This is a genomic window from Bacteroides acidifaciens (assembly GCF_903181435.1).
GTDB lineage: Bacteria > Bacteroidota > Bacteroidia > Bacteroidales > Bacteroidaceae > Bacteroides.
In genome coordinates this window covers 1,356,830-1,377,732 of sequence record NZ_CAEUHO010000001.1, presented here as the reverse complement: position 1 = coordinate 1,377,732, position 20,903 = coordinate 1,356,830, and the positions used below count along the sequence as shown (strand labels likewise).

The 20,903-nt window shown below is 44.1% G+C and carries 19 protein-coding genes and 1 pseudogene; 16 read left to right on the top strand and 4 right to left on the bottom strand.

Annotated features, from left to right (window positions below; all coding sequences use genetic code 11):
• Window positions 1–26 precede the first annotated feature (26 nt).
• The 8 genes from CLIN57ABFB40_RS05615 (at window position 27) to glyA (ending at window position 6,105) form a co-directional block, all read left to right on the top strand.
• On the top strand, window positions 27–437 hold the full coding sequence (locus tag CLIN57ABFB40_RS05615) for a DUF4119 family protein (RefSeq protein WP_175629252.1): 411 nt from the start codon (window positions 27–29) through the stop codon (window positions 435–437).
• A gap of 217 nt (window positions 438–654) precedes the next feature.
• A complete protein-coding gene (locus CLIN57ABFB40_RS05610) occupies window positions 655–999 on the top strand; it encodes an SH3 beta-barrel fold-containing protein (protein WP_175629251.1) in 345 nt (114 codons plus the stop codon).
• A 23-nt stretch (window positions 1,000–1,022) separates the two neighbouring features.
• Window positions 1,023–1,811 (top strand): DUF4373 domain-containing protein, encoded by a 789-nt coding sequence (locus CLIN57ABFB40_RS05605; RefSeq protein WP_175629250.1) that lies wholly within the window; start codon window positions 1,023–1,025, stop codon window positions 1,809–1,811.
• A gap of 103 nt (window positions 1,812–1,914) precedes the next feature.
• Window positions 1,915–2,856 (top strand): aspartate carbamoyltransferase, encoded by a 942-nt coding sequence (gene pyrB / locus CLIN57ABFB40_RS05600; protein ID WP_044654187.1) that lies wholly within the window; start codon window positions 1,915–1,917, stop codon window positions 2,854–2,856.
• Complete coding sequence (gene pyrI, locus CLIN57ABFB40_RS05595; protein ID WP_175629249.1) at window positions 2,853–3,314, top strand: aspartate carbamoyltransferase regulatory subunit; 462 nt, start codon at window positions 2,853–2,855, stop codon at window positions 3,312–3,314. Before pyrB ends, pyrI begins: the two co-directional genes overlap by 4 nt.
• A 29-nt stretch (window positions 3,315–3,343) precedes the next feature.
• Entirely contained in the window at window positions 3,344–3,910 is a 567-nt protein-coding gene (locus CLIN57ABFB40_RS05590) for a flavin reductase family protein (RefSeq protein ID WP_175629248.1), read from the top strand.
• A complete protein-coding gene (locus CLIN57ABFB40_RS05585; protein WP_410489601.1) occupies window positions 3,911–4,648 on the top strand; it encodes a porin family protein in 738 nt (245 codons plus the stop codon).
• A gap of 176 nt (window positions 4,649–4,824) precedes the next feature.
• Window positions 4,825–6,105 (top strand): serine hydroxymethyltransferase, encoded by a 1,281-nt coding sequence (gene glyA / locus CLIN57ABFB40_RS05580; protein ID WP_175629246.1) that lies wholly within the window; start codon window positions 4,825–4,827, stop codon window positions 6,103–6,105.
• Between the two features lie 335 nt (window positions 6,106–6,440).
• On the opposite strand, the gene CLIN57ABFB40_RS05575 is transcribed toward glyA, so the two are convergent.
• The gene (locus tag CLIN57ABFB40_RS05575; RefSeq protein WP_175629245.1) at window positions 6,441–8,108 is read right to left on the bottom strand and encodes a formate--tetrahydrofolate ligase; all 1,668 of its coding nucleotides are present in this window, start codon (window positions 8,106–8,108) and stop codon (window positions 6,441–6,443) included.
• Window positions 8,109–8,224: 116 nt separating this feature from the next.
• Here CLIN57ABFB40_RS05575 and aspT point away from each other — a divergent pair, with 116 nt between their 5' ends.
• From aspT to CLIN57ABFB40_RS05560, 3 genes are all read left to right on the top strand, one after another.
• Complete coding sequence (aspT, locus tag CLIN57ABFB40_RS05570) at window positions 8,225–9,919, top strand: aspartate-alanine antiporter (protein ID WP_175629244.1); 1,695 nt, start codon at window positions 8,225–8,227, stop codon at window positions 9,917–9,919.
• A gap of 51 nt (window positions 9,920–9,970) precedes the next feature.
• Complete coding sequence (aspD, locus tag CLIN57ABFB40_RS05565) at window positions 9,971–11,614, top strand: aspartate 4-decarboxylase (RefSeq protein WP_175629243.1); 1,644 nt, start codon at window positions 9,971–9,973, stop codon at window positions 11,612–11,614.
• Between the two features lie 115 nt (window positions 11,615–11,729).
• Window positions 11,730–12,263, top strand: a complete 534-nt coding sequence (locus tag CLIN57ABFB40_RS05560) for an occludin (RefSeq protein ID WP_175629242.1) — start codon at window positions 11,730–11,732, stop codon at window positions 12,261–12,263.
• 30 nt (window positions 12,264–12,293) lie between these two features.
• On the opposite strand, the pseudogene CLIN57ABFB40_RS05555 reads toward CLIN57ABFB40_RS05560, so the two are convergent.
• Window positions 12,294–12,714, bottom strand: a pseudogene (locus CLIN57ABFB40_RS05555) (NAD-dependent epimerase/dehydratase family protein); the annotation flags it as partial.
• A 167-nt stretch (window positions 12,715–12,881) separates the two neighbouring features.
• Between CLIN57ABFB40_RS05555 and CLIN57ABFB40_RS05550 the strand changes: the two are divergent.
• The 5 genes from CLIN57ABFB40_RS05550 to CLIN57ABFB40_RS05530 all read left to right on the top strand — a co-directional run bounded on the left by CLIN57ABFB40_RS05550 (window position 12,882) and on the right by CLIN57ABFB40_RS05530 (window position 17,302).
• The gene (locus tag CLIN57ABFB40_RS05550; RefSeq protein WP_175629241.1) at window positions 12,882–13,784 is read left to right on the top strand and encodes a helix-turn-helix domain-containing protein; all 903 of its coding nucleotides are present in this window, start codon (window positions 12,882–12,884) and stop codon (window positions 13,782–13,784) included.
• Between the two features lie 36 nt (window positions 13,785–13,820).
• Window positions 13,821–14,720 (top strand): helix-turn-helix domain-containing protein, encoded by a 900-nt coding sequence (locus CLIN57ABFB40_RS05545; protein WP_175629240.1) that lies wholly within the window; start codon window positions 13,821–13,823, stop codon window positions 14,718–14,720.
• Window positions 14,721–15,072: 352 nt separating this feature from the next.
• Window positions 15,073–15,990, top strand: coding sequence for an SDR family oxidoreductase (locus CLIN57ABFB40_RS05540; protein ID WP_175629239.1), 918 nt, complete (start codon window positions 15,073–15,075; stop codon window positions 15,988–15,990).
• Between the two features lie 416 nt (window positions 15,991–16,406).
• A complete protein-coding gene (locus CLIN57ABFB40_RS05535) occupies window positions 16,407–16,685 on the top strand; it encodes a LysO family transporter (protein ID WP_175629238.1) in 279 nt (92 codons plus the stop codon).
• On the top strand, window positions 16,682–17,302 hold the full coding sequence (locus tag CLIN57ABFB40_RS05530) for a lysine exporter LysO family protein (protein WP_175629237.1): 621 nt from the start codon (window positions 16,682–16,684) through the stop codon (window positions 17,300–17,302). The genes CLIN57ABFB40_RS05535 and CLIN57ABFB40_RS05530 overlap by 4 nt, the downstream gene beginning before the upstream one ends.
• A gap of 5 nt (window positions 17,303–17,307) precedes the next feature.
• On the opposite strand, the gene CLIN57ABFB40_RS05525 is transcribed toward CLIN57ABFB40_RS05530, so the two are convergent.
• Complete coding sequence (locus CLIN57ABFB40_RS05525; protein WP_175629236.1) at window positions 17,308–19,854, bottom strand: helix-turn-helix domain-containing protein; 2,547 nt, start codon at window positions 19,852–19,854, stop codon at window positions 17,308–17,310.
• A gap of 93 nt (window positions 19,855–19,947) precedes the next feature.
• Window positions 19,948–20,844, bottom strand: coding sequence for a F0F1 ATP synthase subunit gamma (locus CLIN57ABFB40_RS05520; protein ID WP_175629235.1), 897 nt, complete (start codon window positions 20,842–20,844; stop codon window positions 19,948–19,950).
• Window positions 20,845–20,903 lie beyond the last annotated feature (59 nt).

The following is a 20,903-nucleotide window of genomic DNA, read 5'->3' as shown; positions in this document are numbered from 1 at the left end:
TTAACTAAAGTAAAAATTAGCAAATTATGGCTAGTAAAAAGACACCCAAAAGAGAAGCGAAAACTCGAGTAAAAAACAATGCCCAAAATCGGGAAAAGAGTGGCAGCAGATATAAGAAAGCGGAAATCATCAGTGAAGAAGAACTGGAAAAAAGAGGCGGACTGACCGGAGATGAAACGGCACTTCTCACAGTATATCTCCAAAAATTTGAGGAGGGAAACGTTCATATGGAGCACTCAAAAAAGCTAAAAGATTTAGCCAAACAAATCCATAAAAAAGAGCACTTGTACGTCTCCAAGCAAGGTGGGTATAAGTTAATGGAAATCAGCAGCATAAAAACCAAGCTATCCGTAATCAGAGGAGTTCTCCGGGAGCAACAGAAAGAGAAGGAAAGACAGGCTAAAGAGAAGGGCTCTAATAAGTTTTTACAAAAATAATTGTGCAGTTGAGATACAAGCTCTACTTTTGCCGCCGTTTTCCGCCGGCTGAAAAACAGTAAACTTCTACTAAAAAAATAGTGACGCTATCCAGTCGCGATGGCGTCACTATGAGACGAGGATAGTGACGCTATATCTGCAGCATACCGTCACTATCCCGATAGGGGGAAGTTTATGCAATAAACACGAGTGATCAATTTTAAATAAAAATTACATAATGAGAAAATATTGTAAGAAAAAAAAGTCTGAAGACTACATGTCAATATGGAAAAAACGTATTGCCGCCGAAAAAGGAATTTCGGAAATATGTGCGGAAAGAATCGTACTGAAGTGTATGGAATTGGTAAAACGCATGCTATATGGAAATGTAATGATAGCTTTTCAGAAACAGGACGGAACATTCTGCCTGGAAAAAGGTACATTGGTAGGATACGAAAAATTCTTTCATCGGGAGTTCAAGTTAACAGTAAAGCAGGAGTCTGTTGTCTACTGGAGTGAGGAACAACAAGGATGGAGAAGATTCAGAATCAGCAACCTGATGGAATGGAAAGCAATCGTTTAATTTTCAGTAAAACATATTGAATTATGAGTATGATAAACAAAGGAATCTCCTATTTCCCTACACCGGCCAACTTTTTCGATGAAGAAGTTATGGAATTGCTGGAAGCAAAATTTGGCGTTTTAGCCTCTTATGTCGTTCTGCGATTGCTTTGCAAAATCTATAAAGAGGGATATTACATCTCTTGGGGAAAAGAACAAAGCCTGATTTTCGTCCGTAAAGTGGGTGGCGGGATTAATGAGGAAATGATGGTAAAAATTATGGGACTGCTATTGGAAAAGGGATTTTTCCATAAGGAGACTTACGAGCAATATGGTGTACTGACCTCGGAACGGATTCAGGAAGTATGGTTCGAAGCGACTACACGGCGGAAAATTGACTTTTCCCAATTACCTTATATATTAGAGACAAAAAGGAGAAAAGGGAAACAAAAGGAGGTGATGAACAATGAAAATGCAAACATTTCTTCGACTCAAGAGGACGTGAACCCGGAAAATGAGGACATTTCCGGACAAACTAAACTAAAACAAACTAAACAAAATCTTGAGGAAGAAGAAATAAGCGATGCTTCGTTTGAGATTCCGGGGTATGCTTACAATCAGGCTACGCACAACATAGCCGGGCTGATAGAAAGCCTGGAATGCCACAAAGTGACAAACCCGAAAGAGAGGCAGACGATTCTCCGGCTGTCGGATTATGGCAGGAAAGGCACGCAGGTGTGGAAACTGCTTTCCAATACGTCCTGGAATAAAATCGGAGCACCGGGGAAATACATCATTGCGGTGTTAGCCGGCGGACGGAAACAAGCCGGCTGATAAAAAGGTGATAAAAAAGGTACGAAAAATCTGTGCTTCTCACAAATTCTTCGTACCTTTACACTCCGGTAAAACAAGTTCTATCCACATAAAATATAACAAAATGGAAAACAGAAGTTTAGTAACCATTGCCGAACATTCTAAAGAAAAAATCCTCTACATGCTCGAAATGGCGAAGCAGTTTGAAATGAACCCCAACCGCCGGTTATTACAAGGAAAGGTTGTAGCAACCCTGTTCTTCGAGCCTTCTACCCGCACCCGCCTGAGTTTTGAAACAGCTGCCAACCGTCTCGGTGCACGGGTTATCGGATTCACTGACCCCAAAGCAACCAGCTCTTCGAAGGGGGAAACACTCAAAGACACGATTATGATGGTGAGCAACTATGCGGACATTATCGTCATGCGCCATTATCTCGAAGGAGCGGCACGATATGCCAGTGAAGTGGCTCCGGTGCCTATCGTCAATGCAGGAGACGGAGCCAACCAGCACCCGTCGCAGACCATGCTCGACCTCTACTCTATCTACAAGACGCAAGGTACGTTGGAGAACCTGAATATTTTTCTGGTAGGCGATTTAAAATACGGACGTACCGTACATTCACTATTGATGGCAATGCGCCACTTTAATCCCACTTTCCACTTTATCGCTCCCGAAGAGTTGAAAATGCCGGAAGAATACAAGCTCTATTGCAAGACTCACCAAATAAAATACGTTGAACATACGGACTTCTCCGAAGAGATTATCGCTGATGCCGATATTCTGTATATGACCCGTGTGCAACGCGAACGTTTCACCGACCTGATGGAATATGAACGGGTGAAGAACGTGTATATTCTCCGCAACAAGATGCTGGAAAATACCCGTCCGAACCTGCGTATATTGCACCCGCTGCCACGTGTCAACGAGATTGCTTACGACGTGGACGATAATCCGAAAGCATATTACTTCCAACAGGCACAAAACGGTCTGTATGCCCGCGAAGCGATTCTTTGCGATGTGTTAGGTATCACTTTAGATGACGTTAAAAACGATATTTTATTATGAGCGAAAATAAACAAGAACTGCAAGTGGCCGCCCTGGAAAACGGGACGGTGATTGACCATATCCCGTCTGAGAAGCTCTTCACCGTAGTGCAACTGCTCGGCGTGGAACAAATGAAAAGCAATATCACTATCGGGTTCAATCTCGAAAGCAAGAAGCTGGGCAAGAAAGGCATCATCAAGATTGCGGACAAGTTTTTCTGCGATGAGGAGATTAACCGTATTTCGGTAGTCGCCCCGAACGTGAAGTTGAACATTATCCGCAACTATGAGGTGGTGGAAAAGAAGGAAGTGAGAATGCCGGATGAACTTCGTGGAATCGTGAAATGTGCCAATCCGAAATGCATCACGAACAATGAACCAATGTCTACGCTATTCCATGTGATAGACAAGGACAACTGTATCGTGAAATGCCATTATTGCGAGAAAGAACAGAAACGTGAGGAAATCACAATCATTTAATTTTCAACTTGCAATTTTCTATTAAAGAAGTGAAACAAGACTGGAAACCAGGAACAATGATTTATCCGCTTCCGGCTGTACTGGTCAGTTGCGGAAAGGAAGAAAGTGAATATAATATTATCACTGTAGCATGGACGGGTACGATTTGCACGAATCCGCCCATGTGTTATATATCCGTACGTCCGGAACGGCATTCATATGGGATTATCAAGCGGAACATGGAGTTTGTCATTAACCTGACAACGAAAGACATGGCTTTTGCCACCGACTGGTGCGGAGTCCGTTCGGGACGTGATTATCATAAGTTTGAAGAGATGAAGCTCACTCCGGGGCGATGTAGCGTAGTGAACGCGCCGTTGATTGAAGAGTCTCCCCTTTGCATCGAATGCCGTGTGAAGGAAATTGTTTCTCTCGGCTCGCATGATATGTTTATCGCGGATGTAGTGAATGTGCGTGCGGACGAGCGGAACCTGAATCCCGAAACCGGAAAGTTCGAACTGGCGGAAGCTAATCCGCTGGTATACGTGCATGGCGGATATTATGATTTGGGAGAGAAAATCGGCAAGTTCGGCTGGAGTGTAGAAAAGAAAAAATAAATCAGTATGTTACGCAAAATCCTTCTTCTCGGTTCGCTGGCCGTAGCCTGCATGGCTTTTGGACAGAATTACAACTCAGACAGAGTGGATCGCCCCAATACCAAGAAAATCAATTTCGGCATCAAGGCGGGATTCAACTCTTCCATGTTCATGGTATCCGAGTTGAAGATTAAGGACGTGACGATTGACGAGGTGCAGAATAACTATAAAATCGGCTATTTCGGTGCCCTCTTCATGCGCATCAATATGAAGAAGCATTTCATACAGCCGGAAGTATCGTACAATGTAACCAAATGTGAAATTACTTTCGACAAGCTGGGCTCGCAGCATCCCGCCATCGAGCCGGATTATGCCTCGGTGCAATCTGTACTGCACAGCATTGACTTCCCTGTCTTGTACGGGTACAATGTGGTGAAGAAGGGGCCGTATGGAATGTCTATCTTTGCAGGACCGAAACTCCGCTATTTATGGGGAAAGCAGAACGAAATCACTTTCAGGAACTTCGACCAGAAAGGTATTCATGAGAAGTTGTATCCGTTCAATGTCAGTGCGGTGATTGGCGTGGGCGTCAATATTTCCCGTATCTTCTTCGATTTCCGCTATGAACAAGGAGTGGGAAATATTTCCAAATCCATTGTGTATGACAATATCAATTCCGACGGTAGTACGGGAGTCAGCCATATCACTTTCCACCGTCGCGACAGCGCGTTAAGTTTTTCACTGGGATTCTTCCTTTGATAAATTGAGAGTTGAAAATTGAGAATTGAAAAATAAAGAGTAGCGGTTCAAAGGGATGAATATTTAAAGATTGTCAATTGTCAAGGGGCAATTGTCAATTATTCTTTGATTTCATTAACTTTGTGCGCTTAAAAATAGGTATCTCGAATTAGAATTTTAATCTTACTTATAAAAGAATGAAAAGAGACGACTTAATTTTCGACATCATCGAAAAAGAGCATCAACGTCAGCTGAAAGGTATCGAGCTGATTGCATCAGAAAACTTCGTGAGTGACCAGGTAATGCAGGCAATGGGTTCTTGCCTGACCAACAAGTACGCAGAAGGTTATCCGGGCAAACGCTACTATGGTGGTTGTGAGGTTGTAGACCAAAGCGAACAAATCGCTATCGACCGCCTGAAAGAAATCTTCGGAGCCGAATGGGCAAACGTACAGCCGCACTCAGGAGCGCAAGCTAACGCAGCGGTTTTCCTGGCTGTCCTGAATCCGGGCGACAAATTCATGGGATTGAACCTTGCACACGGCGGACACCTTTCCCACGGTTCATTGGTGAACACTTCGGGCATCATCTATACTCCTTGCGAATATAACCTGAATCAGGAAACAGGACGCGTTGACTACGACCAGATGGAAGAAGTCGCTCTGCGTGAGAAACCGAAAATGATTATCGGTGGCGGTTCTGCTTACTCCCGCGAATGGGATTACAAACGTATGCGCGAAATCGCTGACAAGGTAGGCGCCATCCTGATGATTGACATGGCTCACCCTGCCGGCCTGATTGCTGCCGGAGTACTCGAAAACCCGGTAAAATATGCACATATCGTCACTTCTACTACACATAAAACACTTCGCGGACCTCGTGGTGGTGTCATCATGATGGGTAAGGACTTCCCCAATCCATGGGGTAAGAAAACTCCGAAGGGTGAAATCAAAATGATGTCTCAATTGTTGGATTCTGCCGTATTCCCCGGTATCCAAGGCGGACCGCTGGAACACGTAATTGCTGCCAAAGCAGTAGCTTTCGGCGAAATCCTGCAACCTGAATTCAAGGAATATGCTAAACAGGTACAGAAAAATGCAGCTGTACTTGCACAGGCTCTCGTAGACCGTGGCTTTACCATCGTTTCCGGTGGTACCGACAACCACTCCATGCTGGTAGACCTGCGTAGCAAATATCCTGATTTGACAGGTAAGGTAGCGGAAAAAGCATTGGTTTCTGCTGATATTACCGTAAACAAGAATATGGTTCCGTTTGACAGCCGTTCGGCTTTCCAGACTTCCGGTATCCGTCTGGGTACTCCTGCCATCACGACTCGTGGAGCTAAGGAAGACTTAATGCTCGAAATCGCTGAAATGATTGAGACTGTATTGTCTAACGTAGAAAATGAAGAGGTTATTGCACAGGTGCGTGCACGTGTCAATGAGACAATGAAGAAATATCCTCTTTTTGCTTACTAAAAATATTTTCTATTTGATAGCTGTTTGGGTTATCAAAATTTGATTTGTGAATTTTCATGGGTCTGTTCTTTGTGAAAAGGACAGACTTTTTTTGTATTTATTAACTCCGCTCTCCGAACTATCTGTCAGGAATTTCGTTTTCCATATTACAAAAAGGATATAAAATATCTCTTCAACAAAATGAATCCAATCGTACGGTATGCCGGAAGAGATATAAAAAAGGCGTACCGGACTCTATATACAAGCATCCCCGTCTTTCCCTATTGATTTATAAGGAAAGACGGGGATTTACCAACGTAGCGTTGGAGCAAGGTTTCCTTGCGGTTCAACTGTTGTTAACTCAGCCCTTCAATTTCTCCATCCACAATGTCGATATGCAATGCCTGCGGTTCTTTCGGAAGTCCCGGCATACGGAGAATTTCTCCCGCTATCGCCACAATCATTTCCGCACCGTTATTGATAACAATATCCTTGATGTGGAATTCGAAATTGTTCACTGCACCATAAATTTTAGGGTCGGCAGAGAATGAGTATTGCGTCTTGGCGATGCAGACGGGATAATGGGTGATTCCCATTTTCTCAATCAGCTTGATACGGTTGCGGGCAATGCTGCTGTAAGTGATGACACTTGCACCGTAGATATTGGTAGCCACCTTTTCAATCTTCTGCTCAATGCTGTCTTCTTCTTTGTATGTATAGCGCAGGGGGGCGGACGGTTTATTTTCGATAGTATCCACTACCAGGCGTGCCATGTCTACTGCTCCCTCTCCGCCTTCACAGAATGCGTTGTTGATGGCAAAGCCTACACCCAGTTGTTCGCAATGTTGGCGAAGAAGTTCCATTTCTTCATCCGTATCGGTAGCGAACTTATTGAAAGCAACAATCACTGTCTGACCGAAAGAACGTAGATTGCGGACATGCTTGTCGAGGTTGCGCAATCCTTCTTTCAACCCTTCCATGTTCGGTTCCTTGATGCGGTCGAGACTGACGCCGCCATGCATTTTCAGTCCTTGCGCAGTAGCGACGATTACTGTCAGGCGTGGTTGAAGCCCGCTTTTACGACATTTGATATTATAAAACTTTTCCGCACCGAGGTCGGCACCGAATCCGGCTTCTGTGATTACGTAGTCGCCGAAAGACATTGCCAGTTTGGTAGCCAGGATGGAGTTGCAACCGTGGGCGATATTGGCAAACGGTCCGCCGTGTACGAAAGCGGCAGTGCCTTCAGTGGTCTGAACGAGATTGGGGTGGATAGCATCTTTCAGCAATACGGTGATGGCTCCTGCCACTCCCAGGTCTTTGACTGTGAAAGGCTTGTCATCGTAAGTGAATCCGAGCAGGATATTTTCAATACGGCGGCGCAAGTCGTTCACGTCTTTGGAGAGACAAAGAATTGCCATAATCTCCGAGGCGGGTGTAATGTCGAAACCGGACTCTTGTGTGATGCCGTTCGACTTCGGTCCCAACCCGACAACGATGCTACGCAATGAACGGTCGTTCACGTCGAGCACACGACGCCAGAGGATTTCTTTCAGCCCGAACCCTTTTGCCTGGTTTTGATAAAGATAATTATCCAACAGGGCGGAAATCATGTTGTGCGCAGAGGTAATGGCATGAAAGTCTCCGGTGAAGTGGAGATTGATTTTGTCCATCGGGAGTACTTGGGCGTATCCGCCGCCGGCTGCTCCGCCCTTCATGCCGAAGCATGGCCCGAGAGAAGGTTCGCGAAGTGCAACAATCGCCTTCTTTCCTATTTTATTGAGGCCTAAGGCAAGACCGATAGATACTGTAGTTTTACCGATACCCGCTTTTGTGGCCGTAATGGCAGTCACCAGGATGAGATTACTTTTCTTTACTTTCTCTTCATCAATCAGTTGTTCGGGAATCTTTGCGATATAGCGACCATAATTTTCCACTTCCTCGCGAGGAATTCCGATACTTTCGGCAACCTGCTTTACTTTCTTCAGCTCAATGCTGCGAGCTATTTCTATGTCTGATTTCATACAGAATATGGTTAGTTTTATTTTGAAAATGCAAAAGTAACAAATCTACGTCGAGTAACAAACTCTTTCCGCACAATACTGTTGTAAGTAACATAAACCTAAACAACAACTTAATTATGGAATGGATTATTAATCAACTAAGGGTACACCCTGAGCTTGCCATTTTTCTCACTCTCTTTGCGGGATTCTGGTTGGGCAGGCTCAAGATAGGGAAGTTTTCTTTAGGAACGGTGACCAGCGTACTTCTTGTAGGAGTATTGGTGGGACAATTGAACATTACCGTGGACGGCCCGATGAAGGCCGTATTTTTTCTACTCTTTTTGTTTGCCGTCGGCTATAAGGTAGGACCGCAGTTCTTTCGCGGGCTGAAAAAGGATGGGCTGCCTCAGGTAGGATTCGCCGTGCTGATGTGTGTCGTGAGCTTGGTGGCACCGTGGATTCTTGCTAAAATCATGGGGTATCATGTGGGCGAAGCTGCCGGTTTGCTGGCAGGGTCACAGACTATTTCAGCGGTTATCGGTGTGGCTAGTGACACGATTAACCAGTTGGGTATCAGCGAAGCACAGAAAGCTACATATATCAATGCCATTCCGGTGGCTTATGCCGTAACTTATATTTTCGGTACGGCAGGCTCCGCATGGATTCTGGCTTCCCTCGGTCCCAAGATGCTCGGCGGACTGGAAAAGGTGAAAGCTGACTGCAGGGAACTGGAAGCACAGATGGGGACTTCGGAAGCCGACGAACCGGGCTTCTCTCCCGCCCTTCGTCCGGTGGTGTTCCGTGCCTACAAAATAACGAACAAGTGGTTTGGCAAAGGGAAAAAAGTCAGCGAACTGGAAACTTATCTGAACGAGAAAGACAAACGTTTATTTGTGGAGCGGGTTCGCCAGCAAGGAGTTGTGAAGGAAGTCAGTCCTGACATGATTCTCCAATCGGGAGATGAAGTCGTACTAAGCGGACGAAGGGAATTCGTTATCGGCGAAGAGGACTGGATTGGCCCGGAAGTGATTGATGCCCAGTTGCTCGATTTTCCGGCGGAGACTCTTCCGGTAATGGTTACACACCGGACTTTCGCCGGTGAAAAGGTCGCGACTATTCGGGCACAGAAGTTTATGCACGGCGTCAGTATCCGCAGTATCAAACGTGCGGGTATCAATGTTCCCGTACTTGCGCAGACAGTGGTAGATTCGGGAGACGTTCTCGAACTGACGGGAATGAAGCACGAGGTGGAAGCCGCCGCCAAACAGATGGGATATGTAGACCGTCCGACCAATCAGACGGATATGATTTTTGTCGGGCTGGGTATTCTGCTCGGCGGACTTTTCGGTGCGCTTGCCATTCATCTGGGCGGTGTTCCCATCAGCCTTTCGACGAGTGGCGGAGCATTGATTGCCGGACTTCTATTCGGTTGGCTGCGCAGCAAGCATCCTACATTCGGTGGTATCCCCGAACCATCTTTATGGGTACTGAACAATGTAGGATTGAACATGTTTATCGCGGTAGTCGGCATTGCCGCAGGTCCCAGTTTTATAGCCGGATTCAAGGAAGTGGGGGTTAGCCTGTTCATCGTCGGCGCGCTGGCAACAGCCATTCCCCTTCTTGCAGGGTTGCTGATGGCAAGGTATCTGTTCAAGTTCCATCCTGCCCTGTCTTTGGGATGCACGGCGGGGGCACGTACCACAACTGCCGCACTAGGCGCCATTCAGGATGCGGTGGAAAGTGACACGCCTGCCCTGGGATATACTGTGACGTATGCTGTCGGCAACACATTGCTGATTATTTGGGGAGTGGTCATCGTGCTGCTTATGTAACGTCCCGTTCAATCAACTCAATTATTTCGAGAATATATAAATAATATCATTATGGAAAAGAAAACAAATGACCCTGCCATTACCAAAAATTATGCCAGGAAAATGGAGTCCATCAGTCCGTTCGAGCTTAAGAACAAGCTTATCGATATGGCGGATGAAAGTATTAAGAAGATAGCACACACCATGCTGAATGCCGGACGAGGTAATCCGAACTGGATTGCCACCGAACCACGTGAAGCATTTTTCCTGCTGGGACAATTCGGGCTTTGCGAGTGTCGCCGGGCGTTCTCACTGGAAGAAGGAATCGCCGGTATTCCGCAAAAAGCAGGGATTGCCGCACGCTTCGAGGCTTTCCTGAAAGAGAACGAAAAGGCGGCGGGAGCCAATTTGCTGAAAGAGGGATACAACTATATGTTGATGGAACACGCTGCCGACCCGGACACACTGGTGCATGAATGGGCGGAATCCGTTATCGGTGACCAATATCCCGTGCCCGACCGTATCTTGCATTTTACAGAAATCATCGTACAGGATTATTTGGCCCAGGAAATGTGCGACCGCCGTCCGCCGAAAGGGACTTTCGACCTTTTCGCTACCGAAGGGGGGACGGCTGCCATATGTTACCTGTTTGATTCGCTGCAAGAGAATTTCCTGCTGAACCAAGGGGATGCCATCGCCTTGATGGTCCCGGTTTTCACGCCTTATATCGAGATTCCGCAACTGCGGCGTTACCAATTCGATGTCACTGAAATATCTGCCGACCAGATGACAGCCGACGGGTTGCATACGTGGCAATATAAGGATGAGGATATCGACAAGCTGAAAGATACGCGAATCAAGGCACTGTTTATCACTAATCCGAGTAATCCGCCCAGTTATGCGCTCAGCGCGGAGACTGCCGCCCGTATTGTCAACATCGTAAAGAATGACAATCCGAACCTGATGATTATTACGGATGACGTGTATGGGACATTTATCCCGCACTTCCGTTCGCTGATGGCGGAACTACCGCATAATACGCTTTGCGTTTATTCTTTCTCCAAATATTTCGGAGCTACGGGATGGAGAGACGCAGTTATTGCTCTACACGAAGACAACATCTACGACAAAATGATTGCCCGCCTGTCGGCGGAGCAGAAAACAATCTTGAACAAGCGTTATTCCAGTCTGAGTTTGCAGCCGGAAAAGATGAAGTTCATCGACCGCATGGTGGCTGACAGCCGGCAAATTGCACTGAATCATACCGCCGGACTTTCGCTGCCCCAACAGATGCAGATGAGTTTGTTCGCAATCTTCTCGCTGCTTGATAAGGAAGACCGATATAAAGCAAAGATGCAGGAAATTATCCATCGCCGCCTGCATGCACTATGGGATAATACCGGTTTCACACTGGTGGAAGACCCGCTGCGTGCCGGATATTATTCTGAAATAGACATGCTGGTATGGGCAAGGAAATTTTATGGAGATGACTTCGTTGCCTACTTGGAAAAGACATACAATCCGTTGGATGTAGTGTTCCGCCTCGCCAATGAGACTTCACTCGTGCTATTAAACGGCGGCGGTTTCGCCGGCCCGAAATGGAGTGTCCGCGTATCGCTTGCCAATTTGAATGAAGCCGATTATGTAAAAATCGGGCAGAGCATCAAGCGGGTACTGGAAGAGTATGCCGAGGTGTGGAAGGCATCCATATCATAAGTTTATTTGAAACGGGAAGTATCAATTTCTTCCCGTTTTTTTCTAAGAAAATATAACGAAAACAGATAGTCAGACTAAAATTTTCTATCTTTGCCGTAAATCAACCTTTACGAAGATGAAAAAACTGATTCTATTTCTTTCGTTGATATTGTCGGTCGGTTTTGCATCCGCACAGTCAGAAATTCCTTCCGATAGTATCCGTCGTGCTCCTTCGGCTAATATCAAGGAGTTTGGCGGCTTTTTGCTGGATATGGGATTAATGAATGTCACTGCCCCGCAACTGCCTAAGTTTGATTTGAGCATGCCGGATATGAGCAAAGATTACAACCAGATATTCCGTTTGAATACGGATGCCACATATTCACAAGGATTTACGGATGCTTTTTCTTCCTCTTATTTTTCCGGTTTCGGATATGGTTGGGGGCTGTCGTCTTCTCCGCAGTTCATGCAGATGGGGTCTTTCAAGTTGAAAAACGGAATGAGAATCAATACGTACGGAGATTATGATAAAGACGGTTGGAGAGTGCCCAACCGGAGTGCTATGCCGTGGGAAAAGAATAATTTCCGGGGAGCATTCGAGCTCAAATCCGCTAATGGCAATTTCGGGATACGCATTGAGGTGCAGCAAGGGCACAATGTCCCCTACTAAACTGCTACTGATACTAATTTGACGCTGAAATCAACGCGGATTGTTTAAAAAGGCTTCATCCGCTGCATGCATTGCAGCCGCTATTCTATCACACCATATATCAAATTCCGGGTCAGGCAAGGAAATCGGAAGGGACATGCAATGCATTCAAAGGTTTTCCCAAGGCATCGGCAATCGTTTGGTAAATCTGATTCCAAGTCATGCTTTCATCGGTAGTGATATGAAAGGCATTTCCTATGGCGTGAGGATTCGCCATCAATCCTACATATCCTTTGGCAAAGTCCTTGGAGTGTGTCAATGTCCACAGTGATGTCCCGTCACCGGGAATAATCACAGGCTTCCCGTCGAGGATACGTTTCAAAATCTGCCAGTTGCCTTTGCTTCCATGCACGCAGACAGGCGGTTTCGTGCCGTTATAAGTGTGGCTGGGACGGACTAATGCTTTCATAAAAACAAGTATTTAAATTCTTGGAACAAAGATATTAAATTCTGCCATTCACAGCTAAGGTTGTATATAAATTACTGATTCTTGTACCTATATTACTGATTTGCAAATGGGATATAAGAAAGATGTTCTGAAATGTCTTATCTTTGCCTACAGATAAAACTGTAAACCGTATGGATGAAATTACTAGAATTGAAACGATTGACCAATACGACCAACTGTTCGGACTGGAGACTTTGCACCCTTTGGTCAATGTGATTGACTTTTCAAAAGCAACAAAAACAGTGGAATACTATCACATGAACATCGGATTCTACTCCCTGTTTCTGAAAGACGCAAAATGTGGAGACCTAAAATATGGTCGCAAATATTATGATTATCAGGAAGGGACAGTGGTTTGTATGGCTCCGGGACAAGTTATCGGAATAGATAACCGGAATCAGGCGCCGGTTCGTACCCAATCTATCGGTGTCCTGTTCCATCCTGACTTAATACGGGGAACTTCACTGGGACAGAATATCAAGAATTATTCTTTCTTTTCCTATGAGGTAAGTGAAGCCTTACACTTGTCCGACCAGGAAAAGGAAATCGTAACTGACTGCATACATAAGATTCAAATCGAACTGGAACATGCTATTGACAAACATAGCAAGCAGCTTATCGTGCGCAACATCGAACTGCTGCTCGATTACTGTATGCGTTTCTACGAACGGCAGTTTATCACCCGCAACCAGGCAAATAAAGATATTATTGTAAGGTTCGAGCATTTGCTGGATGAATATTTCCAAGGACAGGTGGCGATGAATGAAGGGCTGCCTTCCGTAAAATACTTTGCGGACAAGGTATGTCTTTCTCCCAATTACTTTGGTGACCTGATAAAAAAAGAGACGGGCAAGACTGCACAAGAGTATATCCAGTGCCGAATCATTGAACTTGCCAAAGAGCGGATATTAGAAGGTACGCAAACGGTCAGCCAGATAGCCTATGAACTGGGATTCCAGTATCCCCAACATTTCAGCCGGCTCTTTAAGAAACACGTCGGACATACTCCGAATGAATATAAGCAATTAAATTAAGACGTAATAATAGAAATAAAGGAGAACGTTAGCGGCATGGGAGATAAAATACTCAAGATAGGAACCGTGCATCAATGTAATTGTTGTCTGGGAAGCAAGACACTGCACCCGCTGGTCAGTGTCATTGACCTCTCAAAGGCGGACTTGTCTCCTCATACGGATATTAAATTCGGATTTTATACACTTCTGTTAAGTGAATGTAAATGTGAGGCTTATGCATATGGGCATCAGTGCTATGATTTCTCGGACGGAACTCTTGTATGCCTGACTCCGGGAGAATCAATCAGCATGAAAGCGAAAAACAAGAGGTTACCTTCCAAAGGATGGATACTGGCTTTTCATCCCGACCTGATTTGCGGCACTCCCCTGGGGCTTAATATACACAATTATACCTTTTTCTCTTATCTCCCCGAAGAAGCGCTGCATATCTCGCAACGTGAAAAACAGATTATCCTGGAGTTTCTGGAAAAGATTAATCAGGAACTCCAACGCTGCATCGACCGGCATAGCAAGAAAATCATTTCAAAGTATATCGAGTTGCTGTTGGATTATTGCACCCGTTTTTACGAACGGCAGTTCATCACACGTAATGAGGCTAATAAGAAAATTGTCAAAGGACTTAGTCGTCTGCTAGACACTCATATCAGTACGAAAGCAGTTCAGTCAACCGGTATGCTTTCCTATGAATATTGCGCTAAATTCCTTCATTTATCACCTGCATATCTCAATGACCTGCTGATATATGAAACAGGGAAATCGTTCAATGAGTATATCCAGTTCAAGCGTTTCGAGATTGCAAAAGACTGGTTGCAGAATACCGATAAACCACTTAATCAGATTGCAGAGGAACTGGGATTCTCTAATTCACATTATTTCAGCCGTCTGTTCAAAAAAATCACAGGCTGTTCGCCCAATGAATTCAGAATACCCAATTGATGATGTTTATCAAACGGGGATTCCCATCCCCAATAAAATATTATTAAAGCATTGCGAAACGAGAAAAAGTCTTAATAAAATTTGAATTGAAATATCAAATTCTTAATCTATGTTATGAAACATACTTTTTTTCTTGGATTATTTGCTAATATCGCAAAAGTCCGTACCTTTGCAATGTGTTTTTCATAGTATTAGATTTAAGGTTAACAAAGGTTGGAGCAAGGCGTTGCTCCTTTTTTTATGCCTAATACAAAAGAAAACGGAATACTACTATTCAATGAGTAGAGGCAGAGACGGCCTGGTATGCAGCTACTCATTAAAATAACAGAGAACTAGCAGAATAAAAGAATTTATGAAAAATATACTAATCATCGGTGCCAACGGATTCACCGGACGCCAGTTACTGAACGACTTATCCATTCACAAACAATATAACGTGACCGGATGCTCACTGCACCCGGATATTCTTCCAACCTCGGAGAAGTCAGAAAGTTATCATTTCATTGAAGCTGATATACGGAATGAAGTAGATGCCAAAGACCTTTTTAAAGAGGTACGCCCCGAAGTAGTTATCAACTGCTCCGCTTTATCCGTCCCCGACTATTGTGAAACGCACCATGAAGAGGCTTATCTTACTAATGTTACGGCAGTAGAGCAACTGGCATATTTGTGTGAAGAATATAAGAGCCGTTTCATCCATTTATCTACCGATTTCGTTTTTGATGGCAAGATAGATGAAAGTGCAGGGCAATTATATACGGAAGAAGATGCTCCTGCTCCCGTAAACTATTATGGCTTTACCAAATGGAAAGGAGAAGAAAAGGTTGCCGGGATTTGCAGCAACTACGCCATTGCCCGTGTAGAAATTGTATATGGAAAAGCACTACCTGGACAACATGGAAATATCGTCCAATTAGTAATGAATCGTTTGAAAGCCGGACAGGAAATCCGTGTTGTGTCCAACCAATGGCGGACTCCGACTTACGTTGGAGATGTATCAAACGGAATAGAACTACTGATAGAAAACGCAGCCAACGGAATCTTTCATATTTGTGGCAACGAATGTCTGACTATTGCAGAGATTGCCTTCCAAGTGGCAGACCATATGAAACTAGACCGTTCGCTCATTCATCCCGCTACTACGGAAGAGATGCAGGAAACCACTCCCCGTCCCCGTTTCAGTGGAATGAGCACAGAGAAAGCACGGACAATACTAGGATATAATCCACGAAAATTAAAAGAAGTACTTATTGGTTGGGAAAACATATAATTATCCTACATTGTATATAAGATAAAAAGTACACTACCAACTTTTTACAACATATTGCCAGGTCTGCCCAGAACTTGGCAATATAGTTTTATTGCATATTTATTTTGAAAATATGCAATAAATTCTTATCTTTGCACCGAAATTAAAAAGACCAATGATGAATCAAATATTACAAATACATAACGCTTCCAAATTTCTTGCGGAAATTCCTAATTTCTGTAAGTCATGTTGCGTGCATGTACATTGGTTCAGCGGATTCATCTAAATTCACTTTCTTCTATTATAGGAACTACCTGTTGATTTATTCTATTATTCACAAGTAGTATTACTACTGATTTTCAATAAGATGAATTATCTTTTTGGAGAATCATCTGTGTGACTTATTCAATTGTTTAACCTAACCAAAATATATCAATATGTTTTCTATTATATCTACCATGTTTTTAGGAATCGGCATCGGTTATGTATTGCGTAACTGGACTATTCTGCAAAAGACAGAAAAGACAATTTCTCTTACAATATTCCTTTTACTCTTCATACTCGGTGTATCTATCGGTTCTAACAGTCTGATAGTGAACAATCTCGGTAAATTCGGCAAACAAGCAATTATTCTTGCCGTATCGGGCGTACTGGGAAGCTTGATTGCTGCCCGGCTGGTTTTACAACTATTTTTCAAGAAAGGGGGCGAACAATGAAAGGAAGTCTGATTGTAATAGTATTCTTCTGCGTAGGCTGTATCATGGGGGCTTTTAACAAATTCCAATTTGATACACACACCATTTCCATGTACATATTGTACGCGTTGATGCTACAAGTAGGTATCAGTATCGGTTCCAACAAGAATCTGAAAGCTATTATCTCACATCTGCATCCCAAGATGTTGCTGATTCCGTTGGGAACTATTATCGGTACATTGTTGTTCTCTGCCCTGGCAAGCATATTGTTAAGCCAATGGAGTGTATTCGACTGCATGGCAGTGGGAAGCGGATTTGCGTATTACTCGCTTTCCTCTATCCTCATCACCCAGTTCAAAGAGCCGTCTATCGGCTTGCAACTGGCTACTGAACTGGGAACAATCGCCTTGCTGACTAATATCTTCCGTGAAATGATGGCACTTCTCGGAACTCCGCTCATCAAGAAGTATTTCGGGAAATTGGCTCCCATCTCTGCGGCGGGAGTCAATTCCATGGATGTACTATTGCCTTCTATTAGCAGATATTCGGGAAAAGAAATGATTCCTATCGCCATCTTGCATGGCATCCTCATTGATATGAGCGTCCCAGTATTCGTTTCTTTCTTCTGTAATCTCTAAAGGAATCAACATTGAACACCGTTGGCTGCGAATACAAACTTTATATCGGCATAGGAGACCTCGTCTCCTAATGCCACTTTCACATCCACTACTCCGGAGTGTCCGGACTTTTGCTGCTTCCGGCGAATCTTCTCTATTTTTTCTACCTTTTCTGCCGACACCACTTGCTCCAACTTTATCTTTCCATCACGGACATAGTGCTCCAAATGTGTGGCAATCGTTCCTGTCACCAAATCACGCGCCTTAGCTATTTCCTCTATGCTCATCCCCTGGCAGAACATTTCATAACTGACCAGTTTCGTTTCTTTCTTCGGTTCTTTTTTCTCTTCCTTTTTCTTACGTTTCTTCTCCAAAATAAACATCTTCTTGGTTTCAGGTCGTTCCACTTGATTTTCTTTCATATACTTACGAACAATCCCCAAAATTTCAAGTCCGTATTTCTCCACACCTTTCGCTCCGAAATAAGGAACAGCTTCTAATGCCTGCGGAGTATCCGGCAATAAGTTCACAATTCCCATCAATGCCTTCTGCTGCATAATGATATAAGCAGGAACATTAGCTTCACGTGTCTTTTCTGCTCTCCATTCCGCCAAAGCACGATAAAGCTCGGGATGCATAACATCCGTAGGAACAGCCACTTCCACCTTCCCGAAACGACTGCTTGCCGCACGTTCTTTCTGTTCTTTTCTCTCTCTCGGAGCCTTGGAAGACGAAGCAGAAGTTGAAGAATCTCCTTCGAGACTCAACATGACTTTCGCTTTCTGCTTCAGATAGTCCGAAACGGTGAAACTTGACGTACATATAATGTCCAATAAAGATTCTTTAATCCACAACGCATCATCCAGTGTTTGCAGACGTTCATTCAGTTGCTTCCTTAATTCCCTATTGTCAAGAGGCATATTTGTCTTATCAAACAACAAACGAACCGGTTCCAACTCTTTACGAAAATATTGAGCACCGGAACAGATACGTTCCTGCAACTCCTGATTTCCGGCATAATCTTCACTTTCATTTATCAGCCGGGTATATTGGTTGCGAAAGCGATGGGCAACTTCCACTATCTTTTCCTTGATATGGGGTTCCAATGCCTTGTAATCGGCAAGTTGCTTCGGGAAAAGCCTGTAAAGGTCTTCATCTATCATGCGAAGCAGACGTTTATAAGCCTGGTCGATAGAATAGAAATTAAACAAATCACTCAACAAATCAAAGAAATAGGCCTTCTGCATATCATTCAACTGCTTGCTTCCCGGTTTATTCTGTTCCACTGCCTTCGTGAAGTTATCGACAACACTATCGCTAATGATAGCTTCCTGGCGCAAAGGAGATTCTAATACCATTCCTTCCAAAGTCTTGCATCGGCTCAAAGCTACGTATGTCTGCCCATGTGCAAAAGAACTACGTGCATCAATAATAGCACGTTCAAACGTCAATCCCTGGCTCTTATGAATTGTAATAGCCCAAGCCAGTCGAATGGGATACTGGCGGAATACTCCCGCTATCTGCTCTGTTATTTCTTTCGTCTCTTCATTCAATACGTATTTATAATTTCCCCATTCTTCCTGCAACAGTTGAAACTCATGTTCACTATCCTTGCCACGTACAAACATACCTGTTTCGTTGACAGTCACCACTTCTCCAATCATACCGTTATAATACCGTTTTTCCGAAGAAACATCATTCTTGAGGAACATGATTTGCGCCCCCTCCTTGACAGTGAGAACTTCATCCGCAGGATAGGAATATTCGGGGAATTCGTCTTTTACCTCAGCACGGAAACTATAAGCCTTCCCGGGCAAAGATGCCAATTCACGGTCATTAATCCGCTGTGCTTGATTATTATGTGTCGTCAGACGGATATAGCCTTCTTCTTTTGGGGGCTGAAAATCTCGCTGATACCGTTTGTTCAATTCATTCAAGACTTCATCATCCGCTTTATTCTCCCGTATCTTATTCAACAGGGAGAGAAAAAAAGTATCGCTCTGACGATACACCTTTTCCAGTTCAATTGTCATATAGGTGGTTTCCCTCAGCGCACGGCTGGCAAAGAAATAGGGCGTTTCATAATAATGCCGCAGCATCTCCCACTCGCTGTCTTTCACAACGGGGGCTAACTGCTGCAAATCTCCAATCATCAGCAACTGTACGCCGCCGAATGGTTTCTCACGGTCACGATAACGCCGCAAAGTAGCGTCCACCGCATCCAACAAATCCGCACGTACCATACTGATTTCATCAATCACAAGCAAATCCATGCTCCGAATGATGTTACGTTTCTCTTTGTTAATACGGTAGTGTATCTGTGCCGAGTTAAGAGTAGTATCCGGCACGAACGGTGCAAAAGATAACTGGAAAAAAGAATGGATTGTCACTCCTCCAGCATTAATAGCCGCAATTCCCGTAGGAGCCAATACGACCATGCGTTTGGGGGTATGCTCTCTCAATCGTCTTAGAAATGTCGTTTTTCCGGTTCCGGCTTTCCCGGTTAGAAACAGGTGTGTACCTGTATTTTCAATGAACTGCCAAGCAAGTTGCAGTTCAGGATTATTTTTCATGAAAGTTTGTTATTTTCGGCAAAGATACTGAAAATATTCTTTTTCTTTCGTATCAAGACGAAAGAAAAAGAACCAAAAAGAAAGAACATCACATTACTTCATAGAACCACCCACTATATCCAACAACTCATTCGTAATCGCCTGCTGACGACTCTTGTTATATTGCTTTGTCAAATCCTGAATCAGCTCATTTGCATTGTCAGTAGCTACCTGCATCGCCAATGTACGCGCAGCATGTTCAGAAGTATTCGAATCAACGGCTGCGGTAAACAATTTCTGGCTCAATACTGTTGGAATCAGGTTAGCAATCAATTCTTCAGCGTTAGGTTCGATGATATAGTCATTGGCTATTTCATGCTCTTCCACCTCCTCTTTGTCTTTTAGTTCCTCTTCATCTATGACATGCGTCAGGTCGATAGGAAGGTACGTTTCACGAAGAAGAATCTGTAAGCCCATTGATTTGAAGTGGTGATAGATGATTTCTACGCGATCTATTTCACCGGACACATACATTTCCATCAAACGATGCGCTAAGTCGGAAGCTTCCTGATAAGTCGGTTTGTCGGAAAGCGTGGGAGCAGTTTCTTGCGGTTGGAATCCCATACGCTTTACGGCCTCATCCACTTTCTTACCTACCGGAAAAATCAAGATATTGTCCTGTCCCAAGGTGCGGTATTCGCCAATCGTTTGTAGTAGCATCTTGATGACGTTGGCATTGAAAGCACCACAAAGAGAGGTGTTCGAAGAGAAGGCGACGATTGCTACACGCTTCACCTCACGTACCTTCACGTAAGGAGACTCAACAGGAAGGTCTGCGCTCAGGAAGTTGGTTAGAATCTTATTCAGCTTCCTCTGATAAGGAAGCATATTCTCGATGGCTCCTTGTGCCTTGTGTAATTTGGCAGAAGCCACCATCTTCATTGCTGAAGTGATTTTTCGGGTACTTTTTACCGAATTTATTCTGGTTTTTACTTCTTTCAGTGAAGCCATATTTTTTATTTTAAAAATTATAAATTAAACACAGGAAAATGAAGAATAAAGAGAATTAT

What these genes read in the sequence shown, in the direction of transcription:
- pyrB (WP_044654187.1), top strand. Translation starts at nt 1,915, where the DNA reads ATGGAAAACAGAAGTTTAGTAACCATTGCCGAACATTCTAAAGAAAAA.
- CLIN57ABFB40_RS05560 (WP_175629242.1), top strand. Translation starts at nt 11,730, where the DNA reads ATGAAAAAACTGATTCTATTTCTTTCGTTGATATTGTCGGTCGGTTTT.
- CLIN57ABFB40_RS05605 (WP_175629250.1), top strand. Translation starts at nt 1,023, where the DNA reads ATGAGTATGATAAACAAAGGAATCTCCTATTTCCCTACACCGGCCAAC.
- CLIN57ABFB40_RS05615 (WP_175629252.1), top strand. Translation starts at nt 27, where the DNA reads ATGGCTAGTAAAAAGACACCCAAAAGAGAAGCGAAAACTCGAGTAAAA.
- CLIN57ABFB40_RS05530 (WP_175629237.1), top strand. Translation starts at nt 16,682, where the DNA reads ATGAAAGGAAGTCTGATTGTAATAGTATTCTTCTGCGTAGGCTGTATC.
- CLIN57ABFB40_RS05540 (WP_175629239.1), top strand. Translation starts at nt 15,073, where the DNA reads ATGAAAAATATACTAATCATCGGTGCCAACGGATTCACCGGACGCCAG.
- CLIN57ABFB40_RS05610 (WP_175629251.1), top strand. Translation starts at nt 655, where the DNA reads ATGAGAAAATATTGTAAGAAAAAAAAGTCTGAAGACTACATGTCAATA.
- CLIN57ABFB40_RS05545 (WP_175629240.1), top strand. Translation starts at nt 13,821, where the DNA reads ATGGGAGATAAAATACTCAAGATAGGAACCGTGCATCAATGTAATTGT.
- CLIN57ABFB40_RS05525 (WP_175629236.1), bottom strand. Translation starts at nt 19,854, where the DNA reads ATGAAAAATAATCCTGAACTGCAACTTGCTTGGCAGTTCATTGAAAAT.
- glyA (WP_175629246.1), top strand. Translation starts at nt 4,825, where the DNA reads ATGAAAAGAGACGACTTAATTTTCGACATCATCGAAAAAGAGCATCAA.
- CLIN57ABFB40_RS05575 (WP_175629245.1), bottom strand. Translation starts at nt 8,108, where the DNA reads ATGAAATCAGACATAGAAATAGCTCGCAGCATTGAGCTGAAGAAAGTA.
- aspT (WP_175629244.1), top strand. Translation starts at nt 8,225, where the DNA reads ATGGAATGGATTATTAATCAACTAAGGGTACACCCTGAGCTTGCCATT.
- CLIN57ABFB40_RS05520 (WP_175629235.1), bottom strand. Translation starts at nt 20,844, where the DNA reads ATGGCTTCACTGAAAGAAGTAAAAACCAGAATAAATTCGGTAAAAAGT.
- CLIN57ABFB40_RS05535 (WP_175629238.1), top strand. Translation starts at nt 16,407, where the DNA reads ATGTTTTCTATTATATCTACCATGTTTTTAGGAATCGGCATCGGTTAT.
- aspD (WP_175629243.1), top strand. Translation starts at nt 9,971, where the DNA reads ATGGAAAAGAAAACAAATGACCCTGCCATTACCAAAAATTATGCCAGG.
- pyrI (WP_175629249.1), top strand. Translation starts at nt 2,853, where the DNA reads ATGAGCGAAAATAAACAAGAACTGCAAGTGGCCGCCCTGGAAAACGGG.
- CLIN57ABFB40_RS05550 (WP_175629241.1), top strand. Translation starts at nt 12,882, where the DNA reads ATGGATGAAATTACTAGAATTGAAACGATTGACCAATACGACCAACTG.